Origin of the sequence: Parvimonas parva (genome assembly GCF_016552165.1) — a bacterium.
In the GTDB taxonomy this organism is placed as follows: domain Bacteria; phylum Bacillota; class Clostridia; order Tissierellales; family Peptoniphilaceae; genus Parvimonas; species Parvimonas parva.
The window spans coordinates 44889-63125 of record NZ_JACVDA010000009.1 but is presented as its reverse complement, the minus strand read 5'-3'; the positions used below and the strand labels follow the sequence as shown (position 1 = coordinate 63125).

Below are 18237 nucleotides of genomic sequence, written 5' to 3'. Positions count from 1 at the left end.
ATTATGTGTAAACTAAAAATTTGTTCCTTGATATAGAACCCATATTGTAAAATTAAGTTACCACACAAAAATTTTCAAGAATATGGAGATCCTCATGACTAATTTTAACACAGAATCAGCAAATAACTACAGGGAAATGCTTCAAGATTTAAAATCAAGAGGCTTGAAAAATATTTTGCTGTTTGTAAGTGATGAATTAACGGGACTATCTGAGGCACTGACAGATGAATTCACGTTGTCTAAGCATCAATCATGCTTGACTCATATTATGAGAAACATATCAAACAAAGTAAGGGCAAAAGATAAAGCCGAAGTACTTCAAGACCTAAAACAAGTTTACAACAAAGAAACCATAGATGAAGCATTAGATGCACTAAATACTTTCTTTGATAAGTGGGGTAAAAAATACCCGAAAGTTCAACAAAGCCTACAAGGAAAAGACAATCTGTTTACATTTATGCTGTTTCCAAATTAAATTAGGTCAAGCATTTATGCCAATAATATATCAGAAACTTTCAACAAGCAACTAAAAAGAAAAACTAAGGTTAATCAGCAGTTTACAAACGAAGCATCCTTGAAAAAACATGTATTTATATATGCAAGCAAATATAGTTCGACATTCAGCACGAAGATTCATAAAGGCTTTAAAATAGCACAGTATGAGTTGACGCAAATGCTAGACGAAATTCAAGGAAAATTTGAGGAGAAATTTTCATCCCCTATAGGGATGAATCGTCCGTTTTGCTTGCCTTAATCAGTTAGTTTACTATTTAATTTAAATTTATTTACCACTTGTTTTTACAAGAAATTTAAAAGAGTTTACACAAAAACTTGACACTGCCCTTAATATCAAAGAATATATTTATAAATTTAATAATATTATATATCATTTTAAAATATAAATCTATTAAAAATAATTAATTTTTTATAAAATAAAAAAGTGATTAAAACTAGATGTATAATCACTTTTTTTATTTTTATAATTTAATTTTCTTCTTTTTCTTCTTTTTTCATAATGAAAACAAAATACAATGCAATGCTTAATACTAAAAGCAATATAGCACAAAACAGTACTTCACTACTACTTCCTGTTTTAGGTAAAAATCCTATTTTACCTGTAGGAGTATTCCTTAATGGTATATTATAAACATTTGTAAATTTAATTTGTGAAACTTTGTGATAATTTGAATCATAAATAGTAGATTTAACTACAACATCGGTTATAGTCTTTACTACTTCAATTTCTAAAGTGTAAACTTCTTTATCATAATTTACATATTTAATAGTTTCATCATTTATTGAATATAATTTATATTTGTATTTACCTGTTTTAAAATAATCTATGCTTATATTTTTATATGAATCTGAATTTATACTAAAAACATATATACCTTTTGCTCCTTCTGGAAGTGGAGCGTCTTTTGTAACAGCTTCTATAATATAAGAAAAATTAGTTTTAGGTTTACTATAATCATTATTTATCTGTATATTTTGTTCTACTGTAAATGAAAAAGTTGCTAGACTTTGAGCATTAACTTTGTGTAAAGAAATATAAAAATTTGAAACGAAAGCTAATACTGTACAAAAAAGTACAAGTATCTTAAATTTTTTTACTATTTTAGACATTTAATTAGCCTCCTTTCCCTTATTTTTTAATCTAATTTTTTCATAAATCAAATAAATAATCACAAGTAAAATCCAAATAACAATAAAAAGAAGTAAAAAATTCACATTATATGTTTTAGATAATAGTTTTGAAAATTTATTTTCTTTAACAACTTCTTTAAATTCATTCTCACGTATCGTATCAGTAAGTTTACCTGCAAGTATATATCTTCCATTTGTTATAGAAAGATCACATGTATCTAAGATTATAATATTTTCATCATCTTTAAAAGTAATATCTCTTGAAAAAGTAGCATTAGCGTAAATATAATCTATTAACTCTTTTTTATCCAATTTTGTTTTGGCAGGAGATAAAACAGTTGCATCTGTTCCTAAAGTGTTAAAAAACGCAAAAAATTCTATGCCTAAACTACTTTTTTCATCTCTGTTTATAATACCATATTTGTGATTATCAAAAAAAGTCTTGTCTTTAAAGAGTTCCATATCTCCAAACATTTTTCTTTCAGCCATATAGTGCCCATAAAGAATATTTTGAAAATCTGAAAAATCTTTCTCATTTCTATAATCTAAAAAAATACTTCCGGCAGTTGAAAATTCTCCGCTGACAGTTTTGTTAAGATATTGTGAATTGTTTTTTCCTCTTACAATAGGATAATCTATCTTTGTTCCATACACATCTATCCAACCACAAACGTCAGGATTTAATTTTTTTAACTCATCAAATGAAAGAGTATCTTCTTTGCTTTTAGGTTTATACATCTGATATTTTTGATTACTTGCTATTTCCATAACTTGATGTGTATCCCAAAAAGCATACACTCCTAAAAATAAAGCAAGCACTGATACAATAAGAATTATATAATCTAAAAATCTCGAAATTTTTCTTATTATCTTAAGTTTCTTTTTTTGATTATCTTTAAAAGTTGATAAATTATCAAAAGAGTTAAAAGGAGGAGAGTTCTCCTCCTTATATTCTATAAAATTCTTAGAAGAATCTTTTATATCTTTATCTATTTCTTTTTCCATCAAAGAAACCTAGTAAAAACTTACGCTTGAGTATTTTCATCTTCTTTTTTGTTTTTAACAAAGAATAAGATTCCTGCCCCTGCTACAAGTACAAGTGCTATAAATGGTAAATTATTCATTAAAAAACCTGTTGCTGTTTGTTGAGTATTTACAAAGTTAACAAAGTTTCCGTCTGCATCATCACCAATTGCAAGTCCTTGTGTTAAATTTTCAACAGTTACTTTTTGTCCATTTATTTTACTTCCATCTTTTATATCCTTTGTGTATCCGCCGTCAACAGTTTCTTCTGCTGTAACAGTTGTTCCTAAAAGAACGTCTGAAAATACAACTTTGTCTGCGTGTTTTAATACTACATCAAAAGCTGTTCCATAAGTTCCTATTTCTTCTTGTCCTGCTACTCCGTTAGTTACAACTTTGTATTTAAATGTCTTTGCATCACTGTGTGAACCTTCAGGCTTCTTAGCTGTTATTTTAAATTTAAAATTTTCGCTAAAATTAGCTTTTTCTCCTGCTACTTCTTTTCTTAGTACGAAACCTTTTTTGTCATCTTCTTTAATTTCTTTTCCATCAGGATTCTTATTTCCGGCTTTAGGGTCGTAGTGGTTATTAAATACAAATTCATTTCCTTCACCATTATCGCCTGTTCCAGGTTTGTAAGGAGTTTTTTGGGGATTAGTTACATCTACTCCTTTATCATCTTTTTCTTTCTTTATTTCAATGCTTTTTACTACAAAGTTTCCTTTATCATTAGCTCCTACAAGTAGAGAAACTAAATATGTCGCCTTAGAGTAAGTTATATCAGTTGTATTTCCTTTTGTTTCTGTTACGCTGTATGTATATTGTCCAGCTTCCTTAAATTGAATGTCCTTTAATACATCGTCTGTTAATTTTACAATTTGTTTACCTTCAGTTGCTTTATCCATATCCTTTACCATAGTTTTATTAAAAACTGCTGGCTTTCCTTGAATTTTTGGAAGTTTATCTTTCTTTGTTGTATCCTTGTTAAAACTATGTTCTTCAAATTGAAAATTAAAAGTTACATCAGGTGTTGATACTCCATCTTTAGGTAAGTTTAAAACTTTTTTAAGTTTAAGTTGTGGTGCAGGTGTTTCGTCTGCGTTTGCTACATAAGATGGTAATTGGAAAGCTCCAATTGTAAGTGTTAATGCAAGTGCTGATGCAAAAACTTTGTTTTTAATAGATTTGTTTTTCATAATTTTTCTCCTTTAATTTAATTTTTTATATTCCTCTTCTTCTAATCAAAGTGAAGATTTTACCTGAAATTTTTTTTACTTTTACAGCCCCAAAAAGCCTAGAGTCAACTGCATTTTCTCTATTATCTGCTAAGATAAAAACTTCATCTTCTTTCAGTTTTAAAGGAAATTTTATACCTTCGGTAAAAGGTAGTGTTTCTTTATATATTTTAGGCTCATATTGATTTGAATTATTTACTTTAAATCCTCTTTCATCAATATCAACCTCGTCGCCAGAAATAGCAACAATTCTTCCAAGACTTTTTTTTCCATTATATTCATATACGATAGTATCGCCTACAATAAACTTTTTATCTAGTCTATAGTACAAAACCATATCTCCGGCATTAACATTCGGAACCATAGATGTATCGTTTACTCTGTAAATTCCAAATATAAAAGTGAAGACAAAAGCCATTACAAGTAATATACTTGTAAATTTAATCATAAGTTTAAGGGTAGCTCTAATTACGGGATCTTTAGAACTTTTTTTCTTCTTTTTTTTAGTAATATTTATCTGCATAACTAATCAAATTTCCTTTTTTTAATATTATACAAAGAAAAGACAGTTAGCAAAAATCCTAAACTTAACAGTTTAATTGGAAAGTCATACCCTCGTTCATTAGTCCCAACAGGAACCAGTCCCGGATTTTTTTGAACAGTTATTTTAACCTCTTTCACAACTGACATCCTATTAATAGGATCATCAGCTCTAATTTTAATAATATAATCAACTGTATTTTTCCCTGCTGGAAAAACAACATCGTTAATAGTTCCGGTAATAAAAGCTTTATTTCCGTTTTTAGTTAATGTAAGACCTTTAGGAAGAGGTGTTGATTCATCAACCTTAATAGAATTTTCAAAAACTACAGACCCTAAAGCTTCTACACTTATTTCTGCAATAGGCTGAAGTTCCATTATTCTTTGAAACTTAGGAAGTACACGTAATTCTTTTTCTTTAACATAAAGAAAAGGATCAAGTGTTCCAATAGTATCGTCCTTAAAGTGGATATTAAATCGTCCATCTTTGTCTATAGAAATCTTATTTCCCTGTTTAAGTATTGGATCACCATAGCTATCTTTAACTAAATCAATAGTATTTACATCGGTAATTTCGCGACCAGCTCCATCTAAAAGTCTAAGCTTTGTGCCCCCGTCGTACTCTTCATATCTTATAGTCGTTTCACGACCATTTACCTTTAGTCTTACATTTTCGCCAAAAAATTCTGCTATTTCTTTTTTATATTTTTCTGGTTTATCAGTTTCCAAAACTTTTCGTTTATATTCTTCCAAAACTTTTTCCAAAACTCTTTTAGTAACAAGTTTTTTTTCGTTTTCAGTTAAATCCTTAGGATTATTTACGTAAGTTGTTTCAGGAATGGGAATTTCATGTCTTGCAGCCATTCCGAAAGTCCCAACCGCAAGACCCCTTGGCCAACCAAAAGGATTTGTAGCGGTATGTCCGTAAGAACCCGCTATCATAGGAACTTTTTCTAAAACTGTTCCCGGTTCATGTTCTGTAGTAAACTCCCAAGTAGCATTTGAATTTACTTCACCTTCTCTTGATATAAGCACATTACTGCATTTTTCATCTTTAAACCAGTTAAGATTAGACTTTATCTCTTTCATTCTTGCGTCATTTTCAGGAATGTGATTTATAACTCTGTTGTCAAACTCCTCGAGATATTGTTGTGAACCAGTCGGGTAATTCCATCTGTTGTTTTTGTCAAAATCTGTTTCTTTTACCATAGATGCTCCCCAGTTTTTATGTATTTCAACAACGTTAGTGTGATGAGGCATAAAGACGTAAAAATATGGATACTTCCAAAAATCTTTTGTTCGGTTAAACTCAACCTTCCAGTGAATACTATTGTTTTTATAATCAATTTTTTTATCTATATAAACACCACGTTTAGCATACTCTAAATCTGTACTACTCCCACCAAACCAAACTTTATTAATTGGAGCAGCCCACTCTGCCGATCTTGGTTGAATTCCCACAGGAGCTATTCCACCTTCTTCAGTTAAAACACTTCTATTTTCAAATGTCGTATTTGTTTCTAGCTTGTCATCTAAAGCTTGTACTTTTAGAGTTTGTGCTGAAAATGAAAAAACTAAAGTAAAAAACAACAGTTTTTTTAAACTTTTTTTAATTTTACTTAAAGCCACTTATACTCTCACCTCCTTGTATGAAGATTCTAAAATTTAAAATTATTTTATATAAAAATTAAAAAATAGCAAAAAACACAATTAGCTCGTTATAATTGAAATTTCTTTAACAAATTCAATAATATAAACGGCTTATAAGTCAGTAATTCACGCATATATATATATATATATATTGTATCAAATTAAAACAATCTTTGCAATACTTTTTTAAAATATTTTTTTAAACTTTTTTTATTGGCTAACTTATTCTTGCAATTTGTAAATTTATAACTCAAGATGATTATAAAAAATTACACCAATATATTCAATATTTTAATGAAAATATTTTCATAAAAAAATAGCGAAGTTTTTCTTCGCTATTTTTACAATTTTTTATAAATTAGAATAATTCTTTTTTAATTTTTTCATAGACTGCATCAACTGTAAATCCAAATTTTTCAAATAATAAATTTGCAGGTGCTGATGCCCCGAATGTATCGAGTCCGATTGAAAGTCCGTCTAGTCCAACGTATTTTCCCCAACCAAATGTTGAAAGTGCTTCGATGCTAACTCTTTTTCTAATATCTTTTGGTAATACTTTTTCTTTATATTCTTTACTTTGTTTTTCAAATTCTTCCATACAAGGCATTGAAACAAGTCTTGTTGAAATATTTTCTTCAAGAAGTTTTTCACAAACTTTATATGCCAATCCAACTTCTGAGCCTGATGCCATTACAATCATTTCAAAATCTTTTCCAAAGTCTTTTAATACATATCCACCTTTTAGAGCCTCGTTTGAAGTTTTTTCAAGATTAGTTAGTTTTTGTCTTGTTAATGCTAAACAGCTTGGTGTCTTTCTGTTTTTTAAAGCTGAAATCCAAGCATAAGCAGTTTCTTTTGCATCACAAGGTCTATACATTGAAACATTTGGTGTTGATCTGAACATAGCTAAATGTTCGATTGGTTCGTGAGTTGGACCATCTTCCCCAACTCCGATACTGTCGTGAGTTAAAACGTATATAACACCTTGATTCATAAGTGCAGAAAGTCTTACTGCAGGTTTTAAATAATCACTGAAAACAAAGAATGTTGCACAATATGGTAAAAGTCCTCCATGTAGTGAAATACCATTACAGATTGCAGCCATTGCGTGTTCCCTAACTCCAAAGTGAATATTTTTCCCACTTCTGTTTTCAGGTGAATAGAAATCAAAATCTTTCATAACTGATTTATTTGAAGGACCTAAGTCTGCTGAACCACCAAAAAGATTTGGAAGTAATTTAGCAAATCTATTTAAAACAAGTCCACTTGATTCTCTTGATGCCATATCTTTATCAAATTCAATAATTGAGCTATCATTTAAAATTTCTTCGTCAATTTCTTCTTTCATAAATTTTTCAAATAAATCATATTTTTCAGGATATTTTACTTTATATTCTTCAAGAAGTTTTTCCCATTCATCAACAAAAGTATTTTTCTTTGCCACAACTTCTTTCATATAGCTTTTAACTTCTTGTGGAACATAGAAACTTTCTTCATATTCCCAACCTATATTTTTCTTAAAAGTAGGAATATTATCTTCACCTAAAGGTTCACCATGTGCTGATGCACTTCCTTCTTTAGTTGAGCCATATCCAATTCTTGTTTTTATTTCAATCAATGAAGGTTTATCAATTTTCTTTGCACTTTCTATTGCTTTTAAAATTTCTTCAAGATTGTTACCATCCTCAACAAAATAAGTATCCCAACCTAACGCCTCATATCTTCCTCTAACATTTTCTCCAAAAGCAGTTGCAGTATCTCCCTCAATAGTTATATTGTTGCTATCGTATAAAACAATAAGTTTACCAAGTTTCAAAGTTCCTGCTAAAGAAGATGCCTCATTACTGATTCCTTCCATAAGACAACCATCGCCTACGATTGAATATGTATAGTGGTCAACAACTTTACAATCATCAGTATTAAAAATTGATGCTAAATGACTTTCAGCCATAGCCATACCAACAGCCATAGAAACGCCTTGTCCAAGCGGTCCAGTAGTTGCGTCTATTCCTAAAGTATGACCATACTCAGGGTGTCCCGGAGTTAAGCTATCAATTTGTCTAAAGTTTTTTATATCTTCAATACTAACACCGTAATCAAATAAATGAAGTAATGAATACAAAAGCATAGAACCATGTCCTGCTGACAAAATAAATCTATCTCTATCAAACCAATTTGGGTTTTTAGGAGAAATTTTTAAACAATCATTAAATAAAGTAAAAGCCATCGGTGATGCGCCAAGTGGAAGTCCAGGGTGTCCTGACTTAGCCTTTTGAATCGCATCTGCGCTTAGTGTTCTCATAGTATTAACACATAAATTTTTAATTTCCATATCTTCCATATCATTCCCTCACTTAAATATATTATTTCAAAATAAAAATCTAACAGCTTAATTATATCAATAAATCAAAATTTTTTCAATTAGAAAAAATTAATTTTTGCACTTGATTTGACAAATTATCGCACAAAAAAAGTTGACAAGTTTCGCTCATCAACCTTAATTGCTGAATTAAAATTTATATAATCTTAAATTAGTTTTATCTTGGTAAAAATCCAACTTTTTTATAAACTTTTCTAAGTGTTTTATTTGCAAAGTAAGATGCCTTTTCAGCTCCTTCTTTCATAACTTTTTCAAGATATGCTTTGTCTGAAATAAATTCTTTATGTTTTTCTCTTATCGGTTTTAAACTATCTGCAACTAATTGTCCTAAATCTTCCTTAAATACTGAGTAGTTTTCATTTTTATATTTTGAAACAATTTCATCACTTGTTTTTCCACTAAAAGCAATATACATATTTATTAAGTTTTTCAAGCCTTTTTGTTCATCATTATAGTCAAAATTTCCAAGACTGTCTGTTACAGATTTTCTGATTTTTCTCTTTATTGTTTCTTCATCATCAAGTAACAAAATAAAAGAATTTTGGTCTTCATCAGATTTACTCATCTTCTTTTCAGGATTTTTTAAACTCATAATTTTCCCTGTTTCTTTTCCAATTATTCCATCAGGAACTACAAAAGTATCAGAATACTTATTGTTAAACCTTTCAGCTAAATCTCTTGCAAGTTCTAAATGTTGTTTTTGGTCGATTCCAACCGGAACTAAATCTGTTTGATATAATAAAATATCTGCTGCCATTAAAACAGGATAAGTAAATAGTCCGGCGTTTAAATTTTCTTCAGATTTTTGAGATTTTTCTTTAAATTGAGTCATTCTGCTAAGTTGTCCCATATAACTCATACAGCTTAAAACCCAAGAAAGCTCAGCATGTTGTGGTACATGCGATTGTACAAATAAAATAGATTTTTCAGGTTCTAAACCTGATGCTAAAAATATAGCCATTAAGTCCAATGTTCTCTCTCTAAGTAATTTTGGCTCTTGTGGAACTGTTATAGCATGTAAATCAGCAACTGTAAAAAAACATTCGTATTGCTCTTGCAATCCTTTGAAATTTTTAATAGAGCCTAAATAGTTTCCAATTGTAAGTTGTCCTGAGGGTTGTAATGCACTATAAACTATCTTTCCCATCTTCTTATCCTCCTCTTTTAAAATATTAACAAAAAAGGTAAATTTTTAAGATTTACCTTTTAATAGTATTTATTTTTCTTCTTTTTCTTTTTTAGGTTTTTCAAGTAATGCTTTTCTTGATAATTTAATCTTTCCTTGATTATCTATTTCTATTACTTTAACTTCAACTGTATCTCCAACTTTAAATAAGTTTTCTACCTTATCAAGTCTTTCATGAGTCATATTTGAAATGTGAAGTAATCCTTCTTTTCCTTTGATTAATTCAACAAATGCTCCAAAGTTTGTAATTGTAGTAATTACACCATTGTAAATTTCTCCAACTTCAACTTCTTTAACAATTTCGTTAATCATTTCTTTAGCTCTTTCGCCGTTTTCTCTTGAATCAGCAGTAATTGCAATACGTCCGTCATCAAAAGTATCAATCTTAACACCTGTTTCATCGATAATCTTGTTAATTACTTTTCCACCAGGTCCAATTACTTCTCTAATCTTTTCTGGTAAAATTTGCATTGTAAATATCTTTGGTGCATATTTTGACATTTCTTCACTTGGAGTTGCAATACAATCATTCATAATAGAAAGAATGTGTAATCTAGCTTTTTTAGCTTTTTCTAAAGCAGTTGCCAAAATTTCTCTACTAATTCCGTCAATCTTAATATCCATTTGTAAAGCTGTAATACCATCTTTAGTTCCTGCAACTTTAAAGTCCATATCTCCAAAGTGGTCTTCCAAACCTTGAATATCAGTTAAAATAGCAATTTTTTTAGTTTCTTCATCTTTTATAAGACCCATAGCAATACCTGCAACAGAATCTTTGATTGGAACACCTGCATCTAGTAATGAAAGTGTTGATCCACAAATACTTGCTTGTGAACTTGAACCGTTTGATGAAAGAACTTCTGAAACTAATCTCATTGTGTATGGGAATTCATCTTCACTTGGAAGAACAGGTATCAATGCTCTTTCAGCTAAAGCACCATGACCGATTTCACGTCTTCCAGGACTTCTTAAAGGTCTAACATCTCCAACACTGAATGGCGGGAAATTGTATTGATGCATATATCTCTTGTCTTCTTCGTCAATAACTCCATCTAAAATTTGAACTTCTCCAGGAGCACCCAAAGTTGTTAAAGTTAAAACTTGAGTTTGTCCTCTAGTAAATAAACCTGAACCATGAGTTCTAGGTAAAAGACCTCTTTCACAAGAAATTTTTCTAACTTCATCAAGTTGTCTATCATCAGGTCTAATTCCCTCTTCTATGATTAATCTTCTAACTTCATCAACAACAACAGATTCTATAGCAGAATTAATTTCACCTTTTTTATCTTCATGGTCAGGTAAGAATTTTTCTAAAATTTCTTTTGAAATCTTATCAAGCTTTTCTTCTCTTTCCATTTTATTAGCTGTTCTTAAAGCGCTAATAATATCAGCCTTTCCATATTCAACAACAGCGTTAAATAATTCTTCATCTCTCTCTTTAATTATAACAGGAGCTTTTTCTTTACCAACTTCTGCTCTAATTTCTTCTATGAAATTACAAATTGATTTTATTTCTTCATGTGCAAAAAGAATTGCATTTAAAACTTCTTCTTCACTTAAAATATCACAACCAGCCTCAACCATCATAATAGCATCTTTAGTACCTGATACAGTTATATTAAGTCTTGATTTTTCTCTTTGTGCGATAGTTGGGTTTATAACATATTCTCCATCAACATAACCAACATTAACAGAACCTGTTGGTCCATTAAAAGGAATATCTGAAATTGTAAGTGCAATAGAAGAACCAATCATAGCTAATATATCAGGTTGATTATCTTGCTCAACAGATAAAGCTGTAGCTATAACTTGAACATCATTTCTATATCCTTCAGGGAAAAGTGGACGAAGTGGTCTATCTATAAGTCTTGAAGTCAATATCGCTTTTTCACTTGGACGACCTTCTCTTTTAATAAATCCTCCAGGAATTTTACCAACAGAATATAATTTTTCTTCAAAATCACAACTTAAAGGAAAAAAGTCAACACCTTCTCTTGGTTCTTTAGATGCACAAGCATTTACTAAAACAACAGTTTCTCCACATTGAACTAAACAAGAACCATTAGCTTGCTCTGCAACTTTTCCTATTACAACTTTAAGTTCTCTACCACTTAAATTGTATATAAATTCTCTAACCATTTAAACCTCCTATGGTCTTCTAAAAATAAAGAGCGAATAAATCGCCCTTTAATAATTATCCTCTTATTTGTAATTTACTAGTTAATTCACGGTATCTTTCGATATCAACGTTATTAAGATATTTTAAAAGACCTTTTCTTTGTCCGATTAATTTGAATAAACCTCTTCTTGTAGCGTGGTCTTTCTTATGTTCTTTTAAGTGTTCTGTTAAGTATTTAATTCTAAATGTTAACAAAGCAATTTGTACTTCTGGAGAACCAGTATCTCCTTCAGCTCTCTTAAATTCATCAATAATTCTTAATTTATCTTCTTTAGTTATCATCTTATAACTACCTCCTAAATATTATTCACCGTAGCATTGTAAAGGTCGGAGTTTCCATAAACAAAGCAACGGTACTCAATAAGTATAACATAAAACATATAAAATGTAAACTATTTTAATAAATTTTACTTAATATAATTGAATTTTTATTATCAAAGTATAATTAATTTCTAGTTTGTTTTATCCACTCTTCTTTTAAAATTCCATACTTCATTGAATCGTAAAATATATTATTATGGTATCTAACTTTTCTAATTCTTCCTTCAAGTGTCATACCAATTTTCAAGCTACATTTCATCATTCCTATATTTCCACTCCAAGTTGTAAGCCCTATATGTTCTAAATTATCTTCAGTATTAAAAATTTCATCTATCCATAACGAAAGTGCTTTTGAGCCGATTCCTTTATTCCAATAATTTTCATCAAAAATTGCAATTCCTATTTCAAGCCATCTAGTTTTTTCGTTTTCCCAATATTTTGAAACTATTCCTATCAAAACATCATTAAAATATATTCCTTTTACTCTTTCTCCTAAAAAGAATTCAATCTCCTTTGATGAAATAAATTCATCATAAGTTTTAAATTCAAAATCATCAAAATATGGTGCATCATATTCTTTCCATTTAGGTCTTTTACTTGAATATTCTATATTATATAATCGTCTTAATTCATCTCTTTGAATTCTTTTTAGTTTAACCATAAATTTCTCCTAAATTTATTCATCAGATAATTTTTTTCTCATAATATCCCAAGGCTTTACTTCAAATGGCAATGGCATTTTTATAATTTGTTTTGCTCTTGGTGCGACATCAATTTCTTCGTCCTTATCATCATACATTTTTTCTATTTTAAAAGTTTCAAAACCATCTCTTGGACCAAAAAATTCAACTTCATCTCCAACAAAAATTCTATTTCTTTGTTCTATTGTTGCAATTTTTGTTTCTTTATCATAATCTAAAACTAATCCGACAAAATCGTAAGTCCTTATGTATGAGCTTGAATTATAAAGTTGGTCGTTTTCATCAGGTTTTTTATAATAAAATCCTTTTGTAAAATCTCTATGGCTCGCTTTTTTTATTTCAGCTAAAAGCCTGCTTGCCATTTCTTCTGTATAAGTTCCATTTTCTATTGCATCAAGTGCAAGTCTATAACTTCTTATAACCGTTGCAACATAGTATTGAGTCTTTACTCTTCCTTCAATTTTCAAACTATGAACTCCGGCTTTAATTACATCTTCAAGTGAATCCAACATACAAAGGTCTTTACTGTTATATATAAAAGTTCCTTGCTCCGTTTCTTCTATCGGATAATATTCTCCCGGTCTTCTTTCTTCAACCAAATTATATTTCCATCTACAAGCATGAGCACAATCTCCCTTGTTCGCATCTCTACCACACATATAGTTACTTAATAGACATCTTCCAGAATATGAAATACACATAGCCCCATGAACAAATGCCTCAATGTCAACATCAGGTACTTCCTTATGAATTAAACTGATTTCTTCTAAAGATAACTCTCTTGCCATTACAATTCTTTTAATTCCTAAATCATGCCAAAATTTTACAGTTCTATAATTTGTTACACTTGCTTGAGTACTCATATGTACTTCAATTTCTTTACTTACCGAACGAACAGCAGTATAAATTCCTGCATCTGCAACGATAAGTGCGTCAACTCCTATATCAACTAACACTTTAACATATTCTTCAAGACCTATCAAATCGTCATTATGAGGAATTATATTCATTGTTATGTATATTTTCTTTCCTCTTTCATGAACAAAATCAGTAGCCTCTTTTAGTTGTTCAACTGTAAAATTTTTAGATGCTTTTCTAAGGCCAAAAGATTCTCCGGCAAGATAAACTGCATCTGCTCCATAAATAATTGCCATTTTTAATTTTTCTATATCCCCTGCGGGGGCTAGTAATTCAACATCTTTCATCAATCAATTCTCCTTTAACTATTAAATAGGAATCCAATAAACTGGATTCCTATTAAGATTTAAACTATTTTTTATAACATATAGCCATACCGTCATCTATCGGTACTATCGTAGTTGAAAATTCTTCACTATTAGTAATAATTTTTAAAAATTCTTTCAATCTTCTAACTATTGTATTTTTTCTTCTAACATTATTTTTTTCTTTGGCTACAAGTCCTCTAAACAAAATATTATCAGAAACCAATATTCCACCGGAATTTAATCTTTCAATAGACTTTTCAAAAAAACTTATATATTGACCTTTTGCTGCGTCCATAAAAATCATATCATATTTATCTGTGATGAAATCTAAAGCATCATTAGCATCAGCATATATTGTATCTATATTTTTTTCAAGGCCTGCTTTTTTTATAAACTCCTTAGCCTTTAAAAAGTTTTTTTCATCTATTTCAATAGTAGTTATATTAGACTCTGGATAAGCTCTATTCATAATTATAGATGAATAACCTATTGCCGTTCCAATTTCTAAAATTCTTTTTGGCTTTTTTAACATAACCAAAAATTCTAAAAATCTGGCAACTTCAACCTCTATAATAGGAACTCTATTTTCAAGAGCAAATTTTTCCATTTCGATTAAAATCGGCTCTTTACTCTTTTCTAATCCTCTAATATATTCAGAAACATAATTTGCAACAACTTCCATTATCCTGCGATTGTTTCCTCTAACATTTTTACAATATCATTCATTATAGTTGAAATTCTAACTTCTGCTGCCATAAATTCTGATATTTCTGAATTACTCATTAAGATTTGATTTAAATCATTAAGTTGTTTTTCTCTTTCAGCAACATCTTCTCCATTTTGTTTAGCAACTTGATAGTCATATAATTTCTTGTGAAAATCATCTATAATTTTTTTATTTTCAACATTTTCATCAATTTTTTTCTTTAATCTTTTAAATTCTTTAACTTCATCACAATTTTTAAAATCATTTGAAAAAGTTAAAATACTATTATAAATATTCATACTACCTCCTAAAGTTCTGTAATTATAGGAATAATCATCGGTCCTCTCTTAATCTCATGATAAATATAAGAATTCAAATCTTTTCTTATATTATATCTCATAGTACCAATGTCTGTAATAGAATCTTCCTTACAAATATTTAAAGTATTTTCAACAACTTTACTCATTTCAGATACAAGGTTTAAGTTTTCTTTAACGTAAATAAATCCTCTTGAAACAATTTCAGGACCTGAAATAATTTCTTTAGTAGATTTTTCAAGCACAACCATAACAATGATAATGCCATCTTCAGATAAATGCTTTCTATCTCTAAGAACTGCACTTCCAACATCACCAACGCCAAGACCGTCAACTAAAATGTTTCCTGATTCAACAGTACCGGAAATAAATGCCTCTTGTTTATCATTAAACTCAAAGACAGTTCCGTTTCTTCCTATAAAAATATTTTCTTCAGGCATACCCATTTCAACAGCTAATTTAGCATGTCTTTTCAAATGTCTTGACTCACCATGAACCGGAATAAAATATTTTGGTTTTACTAAAGTATGAATCAACTTTAATTCTTCTTGACAAGCATGACCTGAAACATGAACATCTGCAAGTGATGAATGTATAACCTTAACACCCATTTCAACAAGACGATTTACAAGACCGAAAAATATTTTTTCATTTCCCGGTATCGGAGATGCTGAAATAATGACTGTATCATTTTCAGTCAAGACAAGCTTTCTATGTTCACCATAAGCCATTCTATTCAATGCACTCATAGGTTCCCCTTGGCTACCTGTCATCAAAAGCACAATTTGTGATTCATCATATTTATTAATATCCTTTAATTCAATTAAAGTTCCTTTTTCTATTTCCAATTTATTAAGCTCTGTCGCAACCTTAATTACATTTACCATAGAACGACCTGAAACGGCAACTTTTCTTTTAAATCTTTCAGCTGCTTTTATAATTTGTTGAACACGATGCAAATTAGATGCAAAAGTTGCAACTATTATTCTACCACTAGCTTTGCTGAAAAGTTCAATAAAAGTTTCTCCAACCGAACTTTCACTCATTGTATATCCGGGTCTTTCAACATTTGTACTATCTGCACATAAAAGCATAACCCCGTCCATACCCCATTGAGCAATACGATGTAAATCCATCTTATCCCCGTCAATAGGTGTATAGTCGATTTTAAAATCTCCTGTAAAAATTATGTTTCCAACAGGAGTTTTAATTCCAAAACTTACACTATCAGGAATACTATGACAAGCTCTTATATACTCAACCGAAAAATGTTTGGTTTTTATAATTTCTCCAGCATTTACAAGTTTTAAATTTTCTTTACTGATATTATGTTCTTGTAATTTACTTTCAACAAGTCCTAAAGTTAATTTAGTTCCATAAACAGGCACATTTATTTTTTTCATTATATATGGTACAGAACCAATATGGTCCTCATGTCCGTGTGTCAAAAAAAGTCCTTTTACCCTATCAATATTTTTCATTAAATAGGTAATATCCGGGATTACAATATCTATTCCGGGCATATCATCATCCGGAAAAGTCATACCACAATCCAAGATAATAATTTCATCGTCATATTCCAAAATAGACATATTTTTACCTATTTCACCAACGCCTCCTAAGGGTATCAGCTTTAAAGTTTTCTTTTTATTTTTTTGCACTACAATTATCCTCTATTTATTTTCAAGATTTAAACAATCTGAACACTTTCCATAGAATTTTAAATCGTGGTTATTTATTTTAAATTTATATTTTTCTTCGATAACTTGTTCTAAAGTTTCAAGGTAATCCTCCTCAACTTCAATTATCTTTCCACATTGTTTACATAGTAAATGATGGTGTTGATGCTTGTCATCATCTCTTATGATTTCATATCTGTATCTATTATCATCGAAGTCCAATTTGTGAACTATATTCATCTTATCAAAAATAACAAGTGTACGATAAACAGTAGCTATACCTAAATCTTTATCATATTTACTGGCTATCTCATGTAGTTCTTCTGGACTTAAATGATTACCTTTGTTTTCATTTAAAACATTAAAAACAATTTCTCTTTGCTTAGTAATCTTATAGTTATTTTCTACTAATAACTTTTTCATTTCTTTTACTTCCATACTAATTCTCCTTTTTATAAATTTTCTTCTTTTTCTGACTTTAATTCTTCATAAACCTCTATTGCATCTGAAAGCTCTTCGTCGTCTATACCTTCCAGATTAATATTTCCATCTTTATCATATACAATTTTCAAAATATATGTATTAATATCATCTTTTGAATTTAAAACTGCATATTCACTTTCATTCATACCAAAAGTTTCAACTAATTCAAAAATGATTTTTTTCCCATTTTCATCAAATGCCTCAAAACGTTCCAAAATATAACTCCTATTTTCTATCTAAATATGATTGTAAAATATATGTAGCAGCAACTTTATCAATTACTTTTTTTCTGTTTTTTCTACTCATATTTCCTTCTATTAAAATTCTTTCTGCACTAACTGTTGTAAGTCTTTCATCTTGCATAACTATTTCTATTTCAAAGTTGTTATCTTTTAAAAATATCTTCAAATCTTCCACAAAAGATAAAACTTTTTCTCCTTGAGGTCCAACAGTATTATTCATATTTTTAGGAAGTCCAACAACAATTTTAATTATGCTTTCCTTTACAATTATATCCTTTAAAATCTCTAAATCTTTTTCAAGATTTTCTCTAAAAATCGTACTATGCCCACTAGCCATAATAAACAAAGGGTCGCTTATTGCAACACCTATTGTCCTATCGCCAACATCTAGAGCCATATATCTATTCATAAATACCTCTTAAATTTGCAATAAGACCCCGGCAAAAATTGCCGGGAAGTCCTTAATCTTTTATATAACTTTCTAAAAATTCTTCTAGGATTTCATCTCTGCTAACTTGTCTAATTAATCCTCTAGCATTATTATAGCTAGTAATATAAGTTGGATCACCGGAAAGAATATATCCTATGATTTGACTTTTAGGATTATATCCCTTAGTTTCAAGTGCCAAATACACTACTTTAATAATTTCCTTAATACTTTTCTTTTCACTTGGTATCTCAATTCTCATTGTTTCGTTAAATTCGTTTGACATATAATCCCC

The 18237-nt window shown here is 29.5% G+C and carries 18 protein-coding genes and 1 pseudogene; 1 reads left to right on the top strand and 18 read right to left on the bottom strand.

What is annotated here, in order from left to right; genetic code table 11:
• The first annotated feature begins 82 nt into the window (after positions 1–82).
• Positions 83–754: pseudogene (locus tag IBJ83_RS08400) on the top strand (IS256 family transposase).
• A 230-nt stretch (positions 755–984) separates the two neighbouring features.
• Here IBJ83_RS08400 and IBJ83_RS04185 read toward each other — a convergent pair.
• The 18 genes from IBJ83_RS04185 to IBJ83_RS04100 form a co-directional block, all read right to left on the bottom strand.
• On the bottom strand, positions 985–1626 hold the full coding sequence (locus tag IBJ83_RS04185; protein WP_201275450.1) for a hypothetical protein: 642 nt from the start codon (positions 1624–1626) through the stop codon (positions 985–987).
• On the bottom strand, positions 1627–2652 hold the full coding sequence (gene srtB / locus IBJ83_RS04180) for a class B sortase (protein WP_201275448.1): 1026 nt from the start codon (positions 2650–2652) through the stop codon (positions 1627–1629).
• A gap of 20 nt (positions 2653–2672) precedes the next feature.
• The gene (locus IBJ83_RS04175; RefSeq protein WP_201275442.1) at positions 2673–3866 is read right to left on the bottom strand and encodes a DUF7601 domain-containing protein; all 1194 of its coding nucleotides are present in this window, start codon (positions 3864–3866) and stop codon (positions 2673–2675) included.
• 25 nt (positions 3867–3891) lie between these two features.
• Entirely contained in the window at positions 3892–4428 is a 537-nt protein-coding gene (gene lepB / locus IBJ83_RS04170) for a signal peptidase I (RefSeq protein ID WP_201275440.1), read from the bottom strand.
• A 2-nt stretch (positions 4429–4430) separates the two neighbouring features.
• A complete protein-coding gene (locus IBJ83_RS04165) occupies positions 4431–6074 on the bottom strand; it encodes a hypothetical protein (RefSeq protein WP_201275438.1) in 1644 nt (547 codons plus the stop codon).
• Between the two features lie 379 nt (positions 6075–6453).
• Entirely contained in the window at positions 6454–8427 is a 1974-nt protein-coding gene (gene tkt, locus IBJ83_RS04160; RefSeq protein ID WP_201275483.1) for a transketolase, read from the bottom strand.
• A gap of 205 nt (positions 8428–8632) precedes the next feature.
• Entirely contained in the window at positions 8633–9622 is a 990-nt protein-coding gene (gene trpS / locus IBJ83_RS04155; protein ID WP_068475245.1) for a tryptophan--tRNA ligase, read from the bottom strand.
• A gap of 69 nt (positions 9623–9691) precedes the next feature.
• A complete protein-coding gene (locus IBJ83_RS04150) occupies positions 9692–11800 on the bottom strand; it encodes a polyribonucleotide nucleotidyltransferase (protein ID WP_201275436.1) in 2109 nt (702 codons plus the stop codon).
• A gap of 55 nt (positions 11801–11855) precedes the next feature.
• Positions 11856–12122 carry a 30S ribosomal protein S15 gene (gene rpsO, locus IBJ83_RS04145; RefSeq protein ID WP_068475239.1) on the bottom strand — a complete coding sequence of 89 codons (267 nt, stop codon included), beginning with the start codon at positions 12120–12122 and terminating at the stop codon, positions 11856–11858.
• Between the two features lie 163 nt (positions 12123–12285).
• Positions 12286–12822 carry a GNAT family N-acetyltransferase gene (locus IBJ83_RS04140; protein ID WP_201275435.1) on the bottom strand — a complete coding sequence of 179 codons (537 nt, stop codon included), beginning with the start codon at positions 12820–12822 and terminating at the stop codon, positions 12286–12288.
• Between the two features lie 15 nt (positions 12823–12837).
• Positions 12838–14067, bottom strand: coding sequence for a peptidase U32 family protein (locus IBJ83_RS04135; RefSeq protein WP_068475233.1), 1230 nt, complete (start codon positions 14065–14067; stop codon positions 12838–12840).
• Between the two features lie 64 nt (positions 14068–14131).
• Positions 14132–14770: an O-methyltransferase gene (locus tag IBJ83_RS04130; RefSeq protein ID WP_201275432.1), complete on the bottom strand. Its 639-nt coding sequence runs from the start codon at positions 14768–14770 to the stop codon at positions 14132–14134.
• Complete coding sequence (locus tag IBJ83_RS04125; RefSeq protein ID WP_201275431.1) at positions 14770–15093, bottom strand: YlbF family regulator; 324 nt, start codon at positions 15091–15093, stop codon at positions 14770–14772. Before IBJ83_RS04125 ends, IBJ83_RS04130 begins: the two co-directional genes overlap by 1 nt.
• A gap of 8 nt (positions 15094–15101) precedes the next feature.
• A complete protein-coding gene (locus tag IBJ83_RS04120; RefSeq protein WP_082713940.1) occupies positions 15102–16772 on the bottom strand; it encodes a ribonuclease J in 1671 nt (556 codons plus the stop codon).
• Positions 16773–16784: 12 nt separating this feature from the next.
• Positions 16785–17228 (bottom strand): Fur family transcriptional regulator, encoded by a 444-nt coding sequence (locus tag IBJ83_RS04115; protein ID WP_068475222.1) that lies wholly within the window; start codon positions 17226–17228, stop codon positions 16785–16787.
• A gap of 14 nt (positions 17229–17242) precedes the next feature.
• The gene (locus IBJ83_RS04110) at positions 17243–17488 is read right to left on the bottom strand and encodes a DUF1292 domain-containing protein (RefSeq protein WP_068475219.1); all 246 of its coding nucleotides are present in this window, start codon (positions 17486–17488) and stop codon (positions 17243–17245) included.
• Between the two features lie 10 nt (positions 17489–17498).
• Positions 17499–17924: a Holliday junction resolvase RuvX gene (gene ruvX / locus IBJ83_RS04105; RefSeq protein WP_068475216.1), complete on the bottom strand. Its 426-nt coding sequence runs from the start codon at positions 17922–17924 to the stop codon at positions 17499–17501.
• A 52-nt stretch (positions 17925–17976) separates the two neighbouring features.
• Positions 17977–18228 carry an IreB family regulatory phosphoprotein gene (locus IBJ83_RS04100; protein WP_068475212.1) on the bottom strand — a complete coding sequence of 84 codons (252 nt, stop codon included), beginning with the start codon at positions 18226–18228 and terminating at the stop codon, positions 17977–17979.
• Positions 18229–18237 lie beyond the last annotated feature (9 nt).